Origin of the sequence: Aeromicrobium sp. YIM 150415 (assembly GCF_016918125.1) — a bacterium.
Classification (GTDB): domain Bacteria; phylum Actinomycetota; class Actinomycetes; order Propionibacteriales; family Nocardioidaceae; genus Aeromicrobium; species Aeromicrobium piscarium.
This window is the reverse complement of the sequence record NZ_JAERWM010000018.1, coordinates 46,780-63,189: the sequence shown is the minus strand read 5'-3', so window position 1 is coordinate 63,189 and position 16,410 is coordinate 46,780. Positions and strand designations below refer to the sequence as shown.

Genomic DNA, 16,410 nt, shown 5'->3' with positions numbered 1-16,410 from the left:
GCGGTCATGCGTGCACATCGAACGCTCAAGACGATAGCCGTAGGCGCGGCGGCGATGGTGATCCTCGCCGGTTGCGGCGACTCCGGCGCCGATGACGACGAGGACTTCACGCTCGACATCGCCATCACCACCGACCTGCAGGCGTTCAACCCGTTGTCGGTCACGAATGCGACGGACATCCAGGTGATGAACACGATGTACCTCCCCCTGATGCGCCTGAAGGAGGGCGGTGGCCTCGAGCCGGGGCTGATGAGCTCATGCACCTATGAGGACGGCAATCAGCGAGTGGAGTGGACGATCGACGACGGCTACCAGTGGAGCGATGGCGAACCGGTGACCGCCGATGACGTCGTCTTCACGATGCAGACCGGTATCGCGAGCGACATGTACGGTCTCTGGCAGGGCAACGTCGAGTCCGTCGAAGCCCTCGACGAGTCGACCGTCTCGGCGAACCTGCTGACCCCCGCGACCACTGCCTGCGAGGACTCCTCCCAGGTGCTCGTGGTCCCGCAGCATGTCTGGGGCGATGTCGTCGAGGAGCAGGGCGCCGACCAGATGGGCACCTTCACGCTCTCGGAGAAGGACGCCCTGTGGGTCGGCAACGGACCCTACGTGCTCGCCGAGGAGCGCAAGGGGGATCGCTACACCTTCGAGCGGAACGAGCACTGGCCCACGGAGCACGGCGAGGTGAAGGCGTCCTCGGTCGTCTACCGCTTCTTCCCCGATGCCAACACCGCGCAGGTGGCGCTGACGAGTGGGGAGGTCGCGGCGATCGCCCCGGCCGTCTCGGAGTCGGCTCGGCGGACCCTCGAGGGATCCGGGGGCGTGGAGCTGGAGACGGTGGCACCGGGCACCAGCTACGCCAAGCTCACCGTCAACACCGACCGGGTCCCCGAACAGGAGCTGCGCAGCCTGCTGCTCAGCTTCGTCGATCCCGAGCAGGTGGTGAAGAGCGTGCTGTTGGACACCGGAGAGCCGCTCGTGACTCCGCTGGTCTCCGGCGGTCTCACCCCCGATGTCGACGAGCGTGAGTTCTCCACGGCCGAGGCGGAGCGGATCGTCGCGGAGACCGGAGCCGATGCCCGGGAGTTCAGGGTGCTGTGCGACTCCGGTGTCGCGAACTTCGTCAAGATCCTGGACCTCATGACGGAGAAGGCCGCCGAGGTCGGCATCACGCTGGTCAACGACTGCCAGGAGCGGAACTCCGCGCGCAGTGCCAGCAAGGAGGGCAATTTCGACCTCTTCATCAATCCGCTCGGAGCCGGTTACCTGAGCCCGTTGACCTTCACCACGATCAGCTGGGACCCCCGACAGGCCGATCTCGGAGTGTTCTACGGCGGTCACTACGAGGATCCGGTGATCCAGCAGGCTGCCGACGAGGCCAGGGCCTCCGGCACCTCCGAAGCCGGTGAAAAGGCCGCGAAGACGATCGTCGAGCGCGTCTACGAGCAGGGTTACGCGCGGGGGATCTACAGTCCCGAGATGGCGTTCGCGGTCTCGAGTGACTACAGCGGCTGGGAGACGGCCAATTTCGAGTCCTTCTCCATCACCAATGCGTGGTCGCTGGCGAACGTGACACGTGCTGACTGATGGCGTACCGAGCGGCAGGAGGTTGACAGCAGATGCGTAGGTTCATCCTGATGCGCGTGCTGCGCGCGGTCGCGACGATCTGGGCCGCCGTCACGATCACCTTCCTGATGCTGCGCCTCCTCCCCGGCGATCCAGCCGAGCTGATCGCCGGGGAGGGGGCCTCGGAGGCGCTGATCGAGAACCTGCGCAGCTCCTACGGCCTCGACCGGCCGCTGCTGACCCAGTACGTCGACTTCCTCGGCGGGCTGCTGCAGGGCGACTTCGGCATGTCCTATGTGCAGAACGTCGAGGTGGCCTCCCTGATCGTCGACCGGCTGCCGTGGACGCTGCTGCTCACCGGCAGCGCCTTCATCCTGACCATCCTCGTCGGGATCCCCCTCGGGACCATGGCGGCGGTGCGCCGTGACGGGTTCCTCGATCGAGGCCTGAAGAGCTTCGGTATCGCGAGCTCGGCGCTGTTCGTCCCCAGCGTGGCCGTGCTGCTCCTCATCGTCTTCGCCGCCGACCTCGGCTGGTTCGCGATCGGGTCCACCCAGGATCCGAATGCCAGCGGACTCGCCTGGCTGGGCGGCGTGGCCAATCGGCTGGTGCTTCCGGTGCTGACCCTGGTGATCATCAATGTCGGCCCCTACGCGCTCACGCTCCGCACCAATATGGTCGACGTGCTCCAGCAGGAGCATGTCCGTGCCGCCCGGGCCCGGGGCATCGCGGAACGTCGCATCATCTGGCGCTACGCACTGCGCAACGGGATGCTGCCCGCGCTGGCGCTCATGGGTCTGCAGCTCGGGGCGCTGGCCGGCGGATCGGTTCTCACGGAGACGGTCTTCGCCTACCCGGGCATCGGCCAGCTCACCCATGCCGCGGTGATGCAGCGCGACTACCCGGTGTTGCAGGCGGCCTTCGTGGCCCTGGCCGCCTCCGTCGTGCTGGCGAATCTACTCACCGACGTGATGTCCCGCGTCCTGGATCCGAGGGTGACGACATGACCGACGCCATTCAATCCGCTGAGCCCGCTGAGGCCCCGGTAGCCCGCCCCGGCATCCGGCACGAGCTGGTGAGGCGGCCCCTGTGGTGGGTCGGTGCCGTGCTCGTCGTCGGCTTCGTCCTCCTCGGCATCCTGGGACCGTGGCTCGTCGACGCGCCACGCTCGGACCAAGGCCCCCTGTTGGCCGGCCCGAGCGGCAGCGACCCCTTCGGCACCGATGATCTCGGCCGTAGCGTGTTTTCCCAGGTGGCCTGGGGCGCGAGGACGTCCCTCCTCGTTGCCGTGGTGGCCTCGGTGATCGCGACCGTGGTCGGTGCCGCGGTGGGTCTGCTCTCGGCCTTCTTCCCCCGCCTCGACACGATCTTCGGCGTCATCGTCGATGTGATGCTCTCCTTGCCTCCGCTGCCGTTGATGATCGTCGTCGCGGCGTCCCTCGGGGCGAACCTGCGGACCACGATCCTCGTCATCGGCCTGACCGCCTGGCCCGAGGTGGCCCGCCTGATCCGCAGCGGCGCCCAGCAGGTGGTGTCGATGCCCTTCGTCGACGCGGCCCGCATCGTCGGCGAGCGGGCATGGACGATCATCATGCGCGAGATCGTGCCCTCCGTGGTGCCGCTGATCATCGTCGCGGTCCTGATGATCGCCTCACGCGCCATCATCACGGAGGCAGCGCTCTCCTTCCTGGGGCTCGGCGATCCCAGCGCCTGGTCGTGGGGGCGGATCATGCAGAACGCCCAACGATCCAATGTGCTGTCCTTCGCCTGGTGGATGACGCTCTTCCCCTCGCTGGCGCTGCTGCTCACCACCTTGGGTGTCTCACTGGCCGGCAATCAGTACAGCGATGCCCGCAACCGCCGGCTCCACCAGCGTCGATAGGAACGAAGATGCCCGAGTCCCTGTGCTTCCACCACGGCCAGCTCATCGACGGCACCGGGCGAGATCCGGTGCCCGATGGTGTCGTCCTCACCGACACGGACGGACACATCACCTACGCGGGCCCCGCGGACGGTGCGCCCGATGCCGGTGACGCGCGGCGGGTCGACGCGGCCGGGGGGACGATCCTGCCCGGGTTCATCGACTGCCACGTCCACGTCTTCGCCTCGGGCCGGTGGGAGCCGCTGGCGGTCGCCATGGCGAAATTCGACGACTACCGCCACCTGGAGGCAGCGGTGCGGCTGCGGCAGACGCTCCTGGCCGGTGTGACGACGGTCCGCGACCTCGGCGGCACCACGCCCGGCATGCGCCGGGCCGTCGCCGACGGACTCATCGACGGTCCGCGCCTGCTGGTCTCCCATGGCATCCTCAGTCATACCGGCGGGCATGTGGACTGGACCTTCCCCAACGGCCAGGCGGTGGAGCGGTCCGACTACGCCATCAGCGCCCTCAACCACATCGTGGACTCGCCGCAGGAGGCGGTCGTGGCGACACGACAGCTGGTGAGATCGGGTGTCGACGTCATCAAGGTGTGCGCGACGGGCGGCATGGGGAGTGTGTCCGATGACCCGGACGATCAGGGGCTCACGGTCGAGGAGATGCGGGCGATCCACGCGGAGCTGGGCCGCTACCACGGCAGGAGGCTGCCGATCGCCGCGCACGCACAGGGCCGCCGGGGCATCCACAATGCCCTGATCAGCGGCGTGCGCAGTATCGAGCACGGATACGGGATCGGCGAGGAGGAGTGCCAGCTGCTGATCGACTCGGGCGCCTTCCTCGTGCCGACCCTGTCGACCATGGTCTTCGACCCAGAGGACCAGCAGCGCATGCCGGCCGACTATGTCCGCAAGAAGCTCGGATGGATCGAGCGCGGGCGGGAGAACATCGCCAATGCCATCGATCAAGGTGCCTCGGTGGCGCTCGGAACCGATGCGGGTGCCGGCCCGCACGGGCTCAACCTGCGCGAACTCGGGTACCTGTGCGATCTCGGAATGACACCGCACGTGGCCATCCAGTCCGGCACCAGAGTGGGCGCGGAACTGCTGGAACTGGATGACTCCATCGGCACCCTGGAAGCCGGCAAGCTCGCCGATGTCGTGGTCTACGACGGCGACGCGATCGCCGATATCCGTGGCCTCGGCGATGCTGAGCGCATCAGTCACGTGGCGACCTCCGGACGTCTGGTCAAGGACGCCGGCACCTACCGTCCACGCGTCCTGTCGATCTAGACCGAGCGGGACATCGCAACGGTTCTCGCCGAGCCCGGATGCGGTCATCGGCCGCACAGGCGATCCCGTATTCCCCGATGTGCGCGCGATGGAACCGTTCCGTGGCGCGGGATGTGGTCTTTCTATCTGCGCCCGCGCCCGGTTACATCGGGGGCACTTCTCAGCGCGGGCCATCCGCGGTGTGGCGACAACAGAGGAGCCGCGGCGGTCTGCGTCGGTGTCCTCGGACCTGGGAGCCTCTTCTCCGATGGTCCAGTTCACGTGAGGAACCGAAGGAAGTGGTGTCGATGAAGGCAACAGCGATCGATCGCGATGTCGAGCGCGGAAAGGGACACAGCGTGACAGACGGAGAGAGGATCCTGCAGGTCGACGGGCTTCGTAAGCGCTACGCCCCCGATGCGCCGCTCGTGTGCGATGGGCTGGAGTTCGATGTCAAGGAAGGCGAGTTCGTCGCCATCATCGGCCCGTCCGGCTGCGGCAAGTCCACGCTGCTGCGGATGCTGTCGGGGATCCTGGCGCCGACGAGCGGCCAGGTCCGCCTGCGGGGTCAGCTGGTGAACAGCCCGCCACCGGAGATGGCGCTCGTCTTCCAGGACTACACGCGCTCGCTGTACCCGTGGCTCACGGTCGAGAAGAACGTGCGTTTCCCGCTCGCACGGAGGCGCGACATCGCCGCGGCCGACAAGACCTCGCGGGTCGCCGAGGCGATCGCGACGGTCGGGCTCAGCGGTTTCGAGAAGTATCACCCCGGGCAGTTGTCCGGCGGGATGCAGCAGCGGGTGGCCATCGCCCGCGCGCTGGCCTTCCAGCCGGAGATCCTGCTCCTCGATGAGCCCTTCGCATCGGTCGACGCCCTCACCAAGGAGGGCCTCGAGGACACCCTGCTGGGCATCCGCGACCGGCTCGGCGACTCCGGCAACACCATGTTGATGGTCACGCACGATATCGACGAGGCCATCTACCTGGCCGACCGCATCGTCGTGCTCAGCAAGCCTCCGTGCGTCGTGGCCGAGGAACTGATCGTCGACATCGACCGGCCGCGATCGCAGGTGGAGACCCGCAGCCATCCAGAATTCCTCCGGATCCGCGCGCTCGTCCACGACATCATGGGGCTCACGGACCAGCGCCACGGCTCCCACTGAAAACAACACTTCGAAAGATTGGGTCAGACATGTTCATTGCTATGAGGCGTGGTGCGACGGCGGTCGCGGGTGTCGCGGGGCTGCTGGTTCTCGCGGCCTGCGGGGGCGGGTCCGGGGGAGGCGGGGGTATCGAGGAGAGTGAGGACGGCACGACCAAGATCACCATCGCCACGGTCGGCTCGGACTCGGGGTCTCAGGCGTTCTACGCCGACAAGCAGGGCTTCTTCGAGGACGAGGGGCTCGATGTGGAGGTCAAGATCGTGGCCAATGTGCCCGAGCTCGCGGCCGCGGTCGAGTCCGGCGATGCGGAGTTCGCGTTGACCTCGCCGACCTCGGTCACCTCGGCCTCCGTGGCCGGTATCGACTTCCAGATCGTGGCCGGCGGGGCGATCTACACCCAGGACAACCCCGGGGTCTGGGTCATGCTCCCCGAGGACAGCGATGTCACCTCGATCGAGCAGCTCGAGGGACGCTCCTTGGCGGTCAACGCGCTCAACACCATGCCGCACCTCTCCACCCTCGCCACGCTCGAGGACGCGGGTGCGGACATCTCGAAGGTCAATGTCGTCACCTTGGACTTCACCCAGGTGGGGCAGGCCTTCGAGAGCGGTCAGGTCGATGCGGCCACCGTGACGGCGCCGTTCAACTACCAGATCGAGGCCGACGGACTCGGCAGCACCTTGCTGGCCCCCTATGACGCGGTGAACGCCGGGGAGGACTTCTACAACACGATCTGGTTCGGCAGCGAGGAGGTCGTCGACGCCAATCCCGAGGCGGTGGAGAAGTTCCGGGCGGCGCTGAAGGCGGCCAATGCCTGGGCCAACGATCCGGCCAATGAGGAAGAACGCAAGAGCATCCTGCAGGAGTACACGTCGCTGACCGACGAGACCCTGGCGACCATGCAGCTGCTGCAGTTCGGTGACGAGGTCACCGAGGAGATGGTCCAGCCCACGATCGACATCATGGAGCGCTTCGGAGTGATCCCCGAGCCGGTGGAAGCCGCCTCCGTCATCGCCAAGTGACGCTCCGCACCGTCCGAAAGGAGAGGTCATGACCGTGACTTCAGCGCCGGTCGCCGACACGGCCGATGATGGCACCGCGGTGGTGCGACGGCGGTTCTCCTCCGCGAGCTTCAACTGGCGGGGTCTGGTGTTCGTGGTCGCCCTCGTGGCGCTCATCGAGCTGCTGACGATGACCGTCGTGAACTCGATCTACGTCCCGCGTCCGAGCCAGATCGCCGAGGCCTTCGTGGCCGAGATCGGCCGCGGGGAGATGTTGTCGGGGATCGGCGGCACACTGCTGGCCTATGCCCAGGGCTTGGCCATCGCGACCGTCCTCGGAGTGATCCTGGGCGCCGCGCTGGGTGCCTTCCAGCCCGCCTACAACACCTTCAGGATCGTGATCGAGTTCCTGCGACCGCTGCCCTCGGTCGCGCTGATCCCGTTCTCGATCCTGCTGCTGGGCGTCGGACCCACGACGACCGTCGCGATGATCGTCTACGCCTCCTTCTGGCCGATCCTGTTCAACACCTACTACGGGGTCCGCGATGTGAACGATGTCGCGGTCGACACGGCCCGGATCTTCGGGCTGAGCCGGCTGGCGGTGTTCTTCCGGGTGCAGATCCCGAGCGCGGCGGTCAATATCGCCGCCGGCATCAGGATCAGCGCGGCGATCGCGCTCATCCTGGTGATCACGGTCGAGATCCTCACGCGCAGTGGTGGCCTCGGCTACTACATCATCCGCATGCAGGTCGCGATCAGGACCGAGGACATGTACGCGGGCATCTTGCTGGTCGGCATCATCGGCTACGTCATCAATCTTGCGATGGCCGGGCTCGAACGTCGGCTGGTCTTCTGGAACGGCGATATCAGGACGAACGGAGGATCCCGATGAGGTCCACGATGCACAGAGTCGTGCCCTGGGTGCTGCCGGTGCTCATCCTGGTGCTGTGGGAGATCGGTGGCCGGGCCAGTTCGTCGATCTACCTACCGCCGTTGAGCAAGGTGATGACGGTCTTCGCGCAGGACTGGTTGTTCGACCACACGGTGAGCGATCTTCTGCCGAGCCTCCAGCGGTTCGCCATCGGCTATCTGGTGGGGGCGCTGCTCGGCATCGTCATCGGGCTGTCGATCGGCACCTCACGTCGAGTCGCCGAGTACACGGGTCCGACCTTGGAGTTCATGCGATCACTGCCGGCGGTCGCCGTGATGCCGGTGGCGGTGCTGCTCTTCGGTCTCGGTGACGGGATGCGCATCTCCATCATCGCCTTCGGCGTGCTGTTCCCGGTGCTCGTGAACACGGTGTCCGGTGTCCGCAGCTGCAGCCAGGAACGGATCGACGTGGCCCGGTCCTATGGACTGAGCCGCCCCGCCATCATCCGGCGGGTGATCCTGCCGTCGGCCGTCCCGATGATCTCTGCGGGACTGCGGATCGGATTGCCCATCGCCCTGATCATGATGGTCGTCTCCGAGCTGATCGGCGGCCAGAACGGGATCGGCTTCTATCTGACGCAGGCGCAGTCGGTCTTCAATATCGCCGGCATGTTCACGGCGCTGATCATCCTGGGTGTCGTGGGCAATGTCATCAACACCGTGTACACCCGGATCGAGGCACGCCAGCTGCACTGGGCGAAGAACCTGTGACAGCTGACGGCACCCGCTCCCTGCGGGTCAACGGCGATCACGTCGAGGTGGACCTCGGCGGCGCCACGCCGTTGGCGGAGGTGCTGCGCGATGTCCTGGGTCTGCGGGCGACGAAACTCGCCTGCCGACGAGGAGAATGCGGTGCCTGCACGGTATTGGTCGGCGAGCGCCCCGTGATGTCCTGTGTGACGCCGGTGGCGCTGGTCGACCAACCCGTGACGACCCTCGAGGGGCTCGCTGAGGAGATCGCCGACGTGCGTGCGGAGTTCGCGGACCGCGGTGCCTTCCAATGCGGTTTCTGCACGCCCGGCCAGCTGGTCCACATCGCCGCCCTCCTGTCCCGATCGTCCGAGGCGTTGTCCGATGAGGACCTCGCCGAGAGCATCAGGGCCCAGCTGTCCGGCAATATCTGTCGGTGCACCGGCTATCAGGCGATCACCGCCGCCGTCTGTGCGGTGGTGCGGCGACGTGAGGCAGACGAGATGGAGTCACGGTGACCTGGATCGGTGAACGGGTCCGCCCGATCGACTGGGAGGCACGCACCGCGGGCGGCGTGCGGTACACGGCCGATCTCGACCTCCCTGGAACGCTCATCGGCAAGATCCTCCGATCACCGCATCCCTATGCCGAGATCATCGACCTCGATGTGAGCGCGGCGGAACGACTGCCCGGCGTGCGAGCGGTCATCACGATGGCCGACTTCGAGCCGGGTGCACGGTACATCCACCGCGGTCATCCGCTCTCGGATCGACCGCCGCTCGCCGATGGCGTGGTTCGCCACGTCGGACAGGAGGTCGCCGCCGTCGCCGCCGATTCGGCGGCGATCGCCGCGGCGGCGATCAACGCGATCCGCGTCCGCTACCGAGTACGTCGAGCACCGCTGACCCCAGGGGAGTCGCTGCGGGCGCGAGCACGGCGATTGCACGAGCGTACGAGCGGCGAACCCAATGTCTCCGTGTTGTCGGCGATCGACTGGGGCGACGTGGAGGCCGGACGTCGGGCCGGTGTCGTCAGCGTGCACGGCCGCTATGTGTACCCGAGCGTCTCGCATGCGTGTATGGAGACCAACACCACGCTGGCGAGCTGGGATGCCGAGCGCGGCTGCGTCGAACTGTGGACCTCGACGCAGGCACCGTGGTTCATCGCCAAGGAGGTCTCCCATCTGCTCGGTATCGCCCACGAACAGGTGATCTGCCGCGAGGTGGCGGTGGGCGGCGGTTTCGGATCCAAGTCCAAGGCCTCCGAGCACGAGGTGCTGGCGGCGGCCCTCTCGCGGAAGGCGGGCCGACCGGTGCTCGTCGAGCTCACCCGCGACGAGGAGTTCGGGGCGAACAAGCCGCGGCATCGCTTCGAGACGACCCTGACGACCTCGGCTGATCGTGACGGGATCATCCGGCTGTTCGAGGCAGACCTGCTCGTCGACAACGGCTCCTACAATCACATGGGCTCCTCGGTGATGCGGGTCGGCCTGATCACGCTCGGGTCCATGTACCGTCCCGACGGGGTGTCCTTGACATCGCGGCTCGTCGACACGGCGACCCAGCCGGGGGGTCAGTTCCGCGGCTACGGCACGCCGCAGGTCTCCTTGGCGGTGGAGTCCCAGGTCGACGAGCTGGCCGAGCGCCTCGGCGTCGATCCGCTCGACCTGCGGCTCCGCAATACCGGGCCCGAGTTCGCGCCGACCTTGTGTGGATACGAGGTGACGACATCGCGACTGGGTGACTGCCTGGAGTCGGTGCGCGCGGAACTGCGCTGGGACGAGCGGAAGGCCGAGCGGATACCGGACCGGGGAGTCGGTGTGGCTGCCGGCATGCATGGCAGCGGGGCGTTCGCCTATGAGCAGGCCAATCGCAGCGATGCGGCCATCGACGTGTTCAGCGACGGCCGGGTGCGCGTGCGCCATGGCAGTGCGGACGCGGGCACCGGCCAGAACACGATCCTCGCTCAGGTGGCCGCCAGCGAGCTCGGCATCGCGGTGACCGATGTCGAGGTGGTCTCGATGGACAGCGAGAGGACACCGTTCGAGTTGGGCGCGTGGTCGTCCCGGGGGACCCATATGACGGGTTCGTCGGTCGGCAAGGCGGCACGCGAGATGGCGGACATGCTGCGAGCAGTGGCCGCGCAGAAGCTCGGTACCGATGCGGTAGAGCTCCGCGACGGGCGCGCGGTGTCCGAGAACGACGCCGTGGATCTCGGCGATCTGGTCGAGCTGAGCGATGACGCAGTGGATGGCTGTCTCAGCCATGAGACGAGCTATCTCCTGGAAGGCACGGAGATGATCACACCGGGTAAGGACCGGTTCAATCTCTCTCCCTCCTATGCCTTCGCCGCCCACGGTGCCGTGGTCGACGTCGACCGGCGCACCGGCAAGGTGTCGGTGATCGACTATGTGGCGGCCCATGATGTCGGCACGGCGATCAACCCGACGGCGACCGAGGGGCAGATCGTCGGCGGCGCGGTGATGGGCCTGGGTGCTGCATTGGGCGAGGAACTGATCCGCGAGGGCGGTCGGATCGTCAACACGTCGTACCTGCACTATGCGCTGCCGAGATCGGCCGATCTGCCGTCGGTACGGCCGGTCATCGTCAACGGCAGCGATCCTGCCGGTCCCTATGGGGCGAAGAGCGTCGGGGAGATGTCCATCATCCCGCCCGGTGCCGCGATCGCCAATGCCGTCTACGACGCGGTGGGCGTGCGGATCACCGATCTGCCGATCACGCCCGACAAGATCCTGACCGCGCTCGCGCAGCAGGAGGGTCGCCGGCGACGTCATCGACTCTGGCGCCGTCCTTCGCGATGGTGGGTCTCCGGCATTCGAGCCCTCTATCCGCTCGGCTTGCACACGATCCTGCATCGCTACGGCACCAAGCTTGGACGCGGCGTCGGTCATCGAGGTTCCACTCCTGCGGAGGAGCCGCGGATCATCCGCGCCCGGACGGACGATGAGTTGACCTCGCAGCTGGGACGGGACGCTCGCCCGGTGGGCGGCATGACCGATGCGCTGGTGGCGCGCCGCAGCGAGGAGCGCCCGGCCCCCGTGCTGATCTCGACCATCGGCATTCCGGCCCGCCGAGCGATCACGGTCGACGAGCGCGGAGCGTTGCGGATCGGCGCTGCGGTCACGCTGGCGGAGCTCGCCGACCACCTGCGAGACCGACTACCCTTCGTGTCTGAGGCGATCGACTCGATCGCCTCGCCGCAGATCAGGAACACCGCCACGGTGGGCGGGAACCTGGCTCAGGAGAAGCGATGCTGGTTCTTCCGCAATGGCTTCGCCTGTTACAAGCGCAACGGGGCGACGAGCCCCTGTTACGCTGTGGAAGGTGATCATAGATTCCAGCACGCTGTCATCGACGGTCACCGCTGTCAGGCGGTCACCCCGTCCGACCTGGGGACTGTGCTCGCCTCCGTCGATGCCGAGGTGGTCGTGGGACGCGCCGGCGGCCGACGTACCCTCCGGATCGGCGAACTCTACTCGGGACCGGGTGAGCTCAGCCTGGAGCCGGGCGAGGTGATCCTCGAGATCGTGATCGGCGCGGAGGATCTGGACAGGCAGGGAGGGTTCGCCAAGCTCTCGCTTTATCACGGCGATTTCGCCACGGCCTCGGCCACGATCACAGCCCTCGGAAAGGAGGGTCGACTCCGTGATGTGCGGATCGTGCTGGGCGCTGTCGCGCCCACGCCGTGGCGGGCGCGGGAGACCGAGAGGGCACTGGAGGGAACGGTCGTCTCGAGGTTGAGGTTGCGAGCGGAGCTGGATGCGGAGCTGGACCGGATCGCCCACCCGCTTCCGCGCAACGGCTGGAAACTCGATGCGGTCGCCGGGCTCGCCGAACAGGCACTCGAGCAAGGCTGGCCGCCCGGGTGGCGAGGCTCTGAGGATGCCGCGCTCTGCTGAGCTCGCGGCGACGACGTGAAAGGTGAGTGGGAGTACATGACGAGATATCGCATTGCTGTGGTGGGTGGTACGGGTCCGCAGGGGCGTGGGCTGGCGTATCGGTTCGCGTTGGCGGGTCATGAGGTGGTGGTCGGGTCGCGTGATGCGGGTCGGGCGAAGGAGAAGGCCGATGAGATCGCCGAGCGGGCCGGGGTGACGGTCGCGGGTGGCGAGAACGCGGCAGTGGCGGCTGCTGCTGACATCGTGTTGTTGGCGGTGCCGTGGGATGGCCATGGTGAGTTGGTGGCGGGTCTGGCGGACGCGTTGGCGGGCAAGGTGGTGATCAGTTGCGTCAATCCGCTCGGCTTCGACGGTGGCGGTCCGTATGGGCTGGTGTTGGAGGAGTCGGCGGCGCAGGAGGCACAGCGCCTGGTGCCCTCGGCGCGGGTGGTGGGGGCGTTCCATCATGTCGCGGCGCTCTCACTTTGGAAGACGCCGGATGCGCTGAGCCATGAGGATGTGCTGGTGTGTGGTGATGACGTGGAGGCCAAGGAGCTGGTGGCGGGTCTGGCGACCGCGGTGACGGGTAAGCCGGGGATCGATGCGGGTGCTCTGCGGTTGGCGCGTCAGTTGGAGCCGTTGACCGCGGTGCTGATCTCGATGAACAAGCGCTACAAGACCCGCTCGGGCATCGCCATCACCGGCATCCAGGTCTAGACACCCGATTTCGAGGAGGAGGCGGCGATGCCCACGCAGCGGGAGATGACGCGGGCGGTGGCGCGTGCGGAGGCGGCCAAGACGTTGAGTCGCGATGAGGTCGCGGCGTTGTTCGGGGCTCGTGGTGCGGAGTTGTCGCGGTTGATGGTCGCGGCGCGACGGGTGCGTGATGCGGGTCTGGCTGATGCCGGTCGTGCGGGTGTGGTGACGTATTCGCGTAAGGTGTTCATCCCGTTGACCAAGCTCTGCCGGGATCGTTGTCATTACTGCACCTTCGTGGAGTCGCCGGCCGTGCTCGCCGCGAAGGGCGAGTCGATGTTCCTGTCGCCTGATGAGGTGGTGGAGATCGCGCGTCGGGGTGCTGAGCTGGGGTGCAAGGAGGCGCTGTTCACCCTGGGCGACCGCCCCGAGGACCGCTGGCCGGAGGCGCAGCGGTGGCTCGCCGAGGCGGGGTATGACTCGACGTTGGAGTATGTGCGGGCGATGGCGATCCGGGTGTTGGAGGAGACTGGGCTGTTGCCGCACCTGAATCCTGGGGTGATGAGCTGGGCGGAGCTGACTCGTCTCAAGCCGGTCGCACCGTCCATGGGCATGATGTTGGAGACGACGAGCACCCGGCTGACGGAGAAGGGGCAGGCGCATTACAAGAGTCCGGATAAGGATCCGGCGGTGCGCCTGCGGGTGTTGGAGGACGCGGGCCGGTTGGCGGTGCCGTTCACGACGGGGTTGTTGATCGGGATCGGTGAGGATGAGACCGAGCGTGCCGACAGCGTCCTGGAGTTGCGGCGGATCGCTCGGGAGCACGGCGCGATCCAAGAGGTCATCATCCAGAACTTCCGCGCCAAACCCGATACCGCGATGCGTCATGTCGATGACCTCGGTGTGGAGGAGTATCTGGCGGCGATCGCGACGTGTCGGGTGGTGCTGGGGCCGTCGGTGCGGTTGCAGGCACCGCCGAATCTCGTCGAGCTGGACGAGTGCCGCGGGCTGCTGGACGCGGGGGTCGATGATTTCGGGGGGATCAGCCCGCTGACCCCTGATCATGTGAATCCCGAGCGCCCCTGGCCGCAGATCGACCGGCTCGCCGCACTGTGTGAGTCCGAGGGGTTCACGCTGCGTGAGCGGCTGACGGCTCATCCGGGCTATCTCCGCGAGCCGTGGCTCGATCCCCGGCTGCGGGCCCATGTCGACGCGTTGGCTGGACCGGACGGCCTGGCCGATCCCGACGCGCCGGTGACCGGTCGTCCGTGGCAGGAGCCCGATGGCGGATGGGCGGACTCCGGCCGTACCGATCTGCATGCCACGATCGACACCACCGGCCGGACCGAGGACCGGCGGGGTGATTTCGACGAGGTCTACGGCGACTGGTCCGCGCTGCGCGAGCAGGTCCAGGCCACCCCGACATCGTCCCCATCGCCATCGCCATCGCCATCGGCGCCGGCGTTGGCGGGCGAGCACCTGGGGTCGGTCGAGGTCGCGTCGGCGCTGCGCGTGGCCGAGGCCGACCCGGCCGGGCTCAGCGCCGAGCAGGCGTTGGCGTTGATGACCGCCGACGGGCCTGCGTTGGAGGCGGTGTGCTCGCTGGCGGACGACCTGCGGCGTGAGGCCGTGGGTGATGACGTGACCTATGTGGTGAACCGGAATATTAACTTCACCAATGTCTGCTACACCGGTTGCCGGTTCTGCGCCTTCGCGCAGCGCGCTTCCGATGCCGACGCGTACACGTTGTCGTTGGACGAGATCGGCGCGCGGGCGGTCGAGGCCGTCTCGGTGGGCGCGACGGAGGTGTGTCTGCAGGGTGGGATCGATCCGGCGATGCCGGCCACGTCCTATGAGCAGATCGCCCGGGCGGTCAAGGCGGCGGCGCCGTCGTTGCATTTGCACGCCTTCAGTCCGATGGAGATCATGAACGGTGTCGCGCGCACGGGCCTGTCCATCTCGGAGTTCCTGGTCTCGATGCGTGAGGCGGGGGTCGATTCGTTGCCGGGGACGGCGGCGGAGATCCTCGACGACGAGGTCCGCTGGATCCTCACGAAGGGCAAGCTCCCCACCGCGCAGTGGATCGAGGTCGTCACCACCGCCCACCGGCTGGGGCTGCCGACCACCGCGACGATGATGTATGGGCACGTCGATCAGCCGCAGCATTGGGTCGCGCACCTGCGACTCATCGCGGACCTGCAACGTGACACCGGTGGGTTCACCGAGTTCGTGCCGCTGCCGTTCGTGCACCAGTCCAGCCCCATATACCTGGCCGGTGTCGCCCGCCCCGGCCCGACCGCGCGCGATAACCGGGCGGTGCACGCTCTGTCGCGGATCTTGCTGCACGGGCTGATCGACAATATCCAGTGTTCCTGGGTCAAGCTCGGACCACCGTTGTGCGCGCAGGTGCTCGATGGTGGTGTGAATGATCTGGGCGGCACGTTGATGGAGGAGACCATCAGCCGGATGGCCGGCTCGACCAATGGTTCACGCAAGTCCGTCGCCGAGCTGGAGCAGATGGCGGCCCTCGCCGGCCGCCCCGCCCGCCAACGCACCACCCTCTACACCCCAGTCCCGGCATGAGTCCAGCATCGAGGACACCCCACCGGTGGGCGGTAGGCCATCAACCCTTCCGTCCCGTCCGCGGTAGACCATCAACCCCATCGGCCACCGATAGCGTTGACCAGCTACCCCCGGGGGCCGTCCGATGACCCGGGCCGCAACGGGCCCGGGGTGGACAGTCATCGTGCCCATCAAACCCTTCCACCGGGCCAAAACCCGCCTCGCCCTAGAACCAACACACCGCGAGCGCGCCGCACGCGTGTTCGCCGATCATGTCCTCGGCGAGTTGAGGCGGATCCCGACGGTGGAGACCATCGTCGTCGTGGGTATCGCTCACCCGGTCGCGGATATCGGACTGGCCGACCCGGGGACCATGGCCGCAGCGGTCGACCAAGGCCGATCGTGGGCGGCCGAGCATCGCGCGGAGCACCCGATCGCGGTGATCCCCGCTGACCTTCCCGCTCTCACCGCAACCACCCTGGGCGCGGCCCTGGACATGGCGGGCGACCACCCTCGCGCCTTCATGCCCGACCGCAGCGGCGAGGGCACCACCCTGCTTACCTCGTCATCGCCGGCCGAGCTGATCGCCTCCTACGGCCCGGGATCGGCTCGCGCGCATCGCGATCTCGGCATCGTCGAGATCGCCGGCGACTGGCCGGGTGTGCGCGACGATGTCGACACCCTCGCGGACCTGGAGCGCATCGCCCGTCAGGGGCCGGCCCGGGAGATCGACCGTCTGATCGCCTCGTGACGA

At 67.4% G+C, this 16,410-nt stretch carries 13 protein-coding genes; all 13 read left to right on the top strand.

The genetic code is table 11. From position 1 onward, the window contains the following. Window positions 1-6: 6 nt before the first annotated feature. The 13 genes from JL108_RS12075 (at window position 7) to cofC (ending at window position 16,407) form a co-directional block, all read left to right on the top strand. Window positions 7-1,590 (top strand): ABC transporter substrate-binding protein, encoded by a 1,584-nt coding sequence (locus JL108_RS12075; protein ID WP_205198511.1) that lies wholly within the window; start codon window positions 7-9, stop codon window positions 1,588-1,590. A gap of 32 nt (window positions 1,591-1,622) precedes the next feature. Beyond that, window positions 1,623-2,576 carry an ABC transporter permease gene (locus tag JL108_RS12070; protein ID WP_205198510.1) on the top strand — a complete coding sequence of 318 codons (954 nt, stop codon included), beginning with the start codon at window positions 1,623-1,625 and terminating at the stop codon, window positions 2,574-2,576. Next, on the top strand, window positions 2,573-3,451 hold the full coding sequence (locus JL108_RS12065) for an ABC transporter permease (RefSeq protein WP_143912724.1): 879 nt from the start codon (window positions 2,573-2,575) through the stop codon (window positions 3,449-3,451). Before JL108_RS12070 ends, JL108_RS12065 begins: the two co-directional genes overlap by 4 nt. Before the next feature lie 8 nt (window positions 3,452-3,459). Then, window positions 3,460-4,737, top strand: coding sequence for an amidohydrolase family protein (locus JL108_RS12060; protein ID WP_205198509.1), 1,278 nt, complete (start codon window positions 3,460-3,462; stop codon window positions 4,735-4,737). Window positions 4,738-5,024: 287 nt separating this feature from the next. Further along, window positions 5,025-5,879 carry an ABC transporter ATP-binding protein gene (locus tag JL108_RS12055; protein ID WP_143912722.1) on the top strand — a complete coding sequence of 285 codons (855 nt, stop codon included), beginning with the start codon at window positions 5,025-5,027 and terminating at the stop codon, window positions 5,877-5,879. Between the two features lie 41 nt (window positions 5,880-5,920). Then, on the top strand, window positions 5,921-6,901 hold the full coding sequence (locus tag JL108_RS12050; protein ID WP_205198508.1) for an ABC transporter substrate-binding protein: 981 nt from the start codon (window positions 5,921-5,923) through the stop codon (window positions 6,899-6,901). A 28-nt stretch (window positions 6,902-6,929) separates the two neighbouring features. Beyond that, entirely contained in the window at window positions 6,930-7,772 is an 843-nt protein-coding gene (locus tag JL108_RS12045; RefSeq protein WP_143912720.1) for an ABC transporter permease, read from the top strand. After that, entirely contained in the window at window positions 7,769-8,521 is a 753-nt protein-coding gene (locus JL108_RS12040; protein ID WP_205198507.1) for an ABC transporter permease, read from the top strand. The genes JL108_RS12045 and JL108_RS12040 overlap by 4 nt, the downstream gene beginning before the upstream one ends. Continuing rightward, window positions 8,518-9,018, top strand: a complete 501-nt coding sequence (locus JL108_RS12035; protein WP_205198506.1) for a (2Fe-2S)-binding protein — start codon at window positions 8,518-8,520, stop codon at window positions 9,016-9,018. Before JL108_RS12040 ends, JL108_RS12035 begins: the two co-directional genes overlap by 4 nt. Next, the gene (locus tag JL108_RS20495; RefSeq protein WP_205198505.1) at window positions 9,015-12,419 is read left to right on the top strand and encodes a molybdopterin cofactor-binding domain-containing protein; all 3,405 of its coding nucleotides are present in this window, start codon (window positions 9,015-9,017) and stop codon (window positions 12,417-12,419) included. Before JL108_RS12035 ends, JL108_RS20495 begins: the two co-directional genes overlap by 4 nt. A gap of 36 nt (window positions 12,420-12,455) precedes the next feature. Continuing rightward, window positions 12,456-13,115 (top strand): NADPH-dependent F420 reductase, encoded by a 660-nt coding sequence (gene npdG, locus JL108_RS12025; protein ID WP_205198504.1) that lies wholly within the window; start codon window positions 12,456-12,458, stop codon window positions 13,113-13,115. A 27-nt stretch (window positions 13,116-13,142) separates the two neighbouring features. Then, window positions 13,143-15,677, top strand: a complete 2,535-nt coding sequence (locus tag JL108_RS12020) for a bifunctional FO biosynthesis protein CofGH (RefSeq protein ID WP_205198503.1) — start codon at window positions 13,143-13,145, stop codon at window positions 15,675-15,677. Window positions 15,678-15,840: 163 nt separating this feature from the next. Continuing rightward, a complete protein-coding gene (gene cofC / locus JL108_RS12015) occupies window positions 15,841-16,407 on the top strand; it encodes a 2-phospho-L-lactate guanylyltransferase (RefSeq protein ID WP_205198502.1) in 567 nt (188 codons plus the stop codon). Window positions 16,408-16,410: the final 3 nt, after the last annotated feature.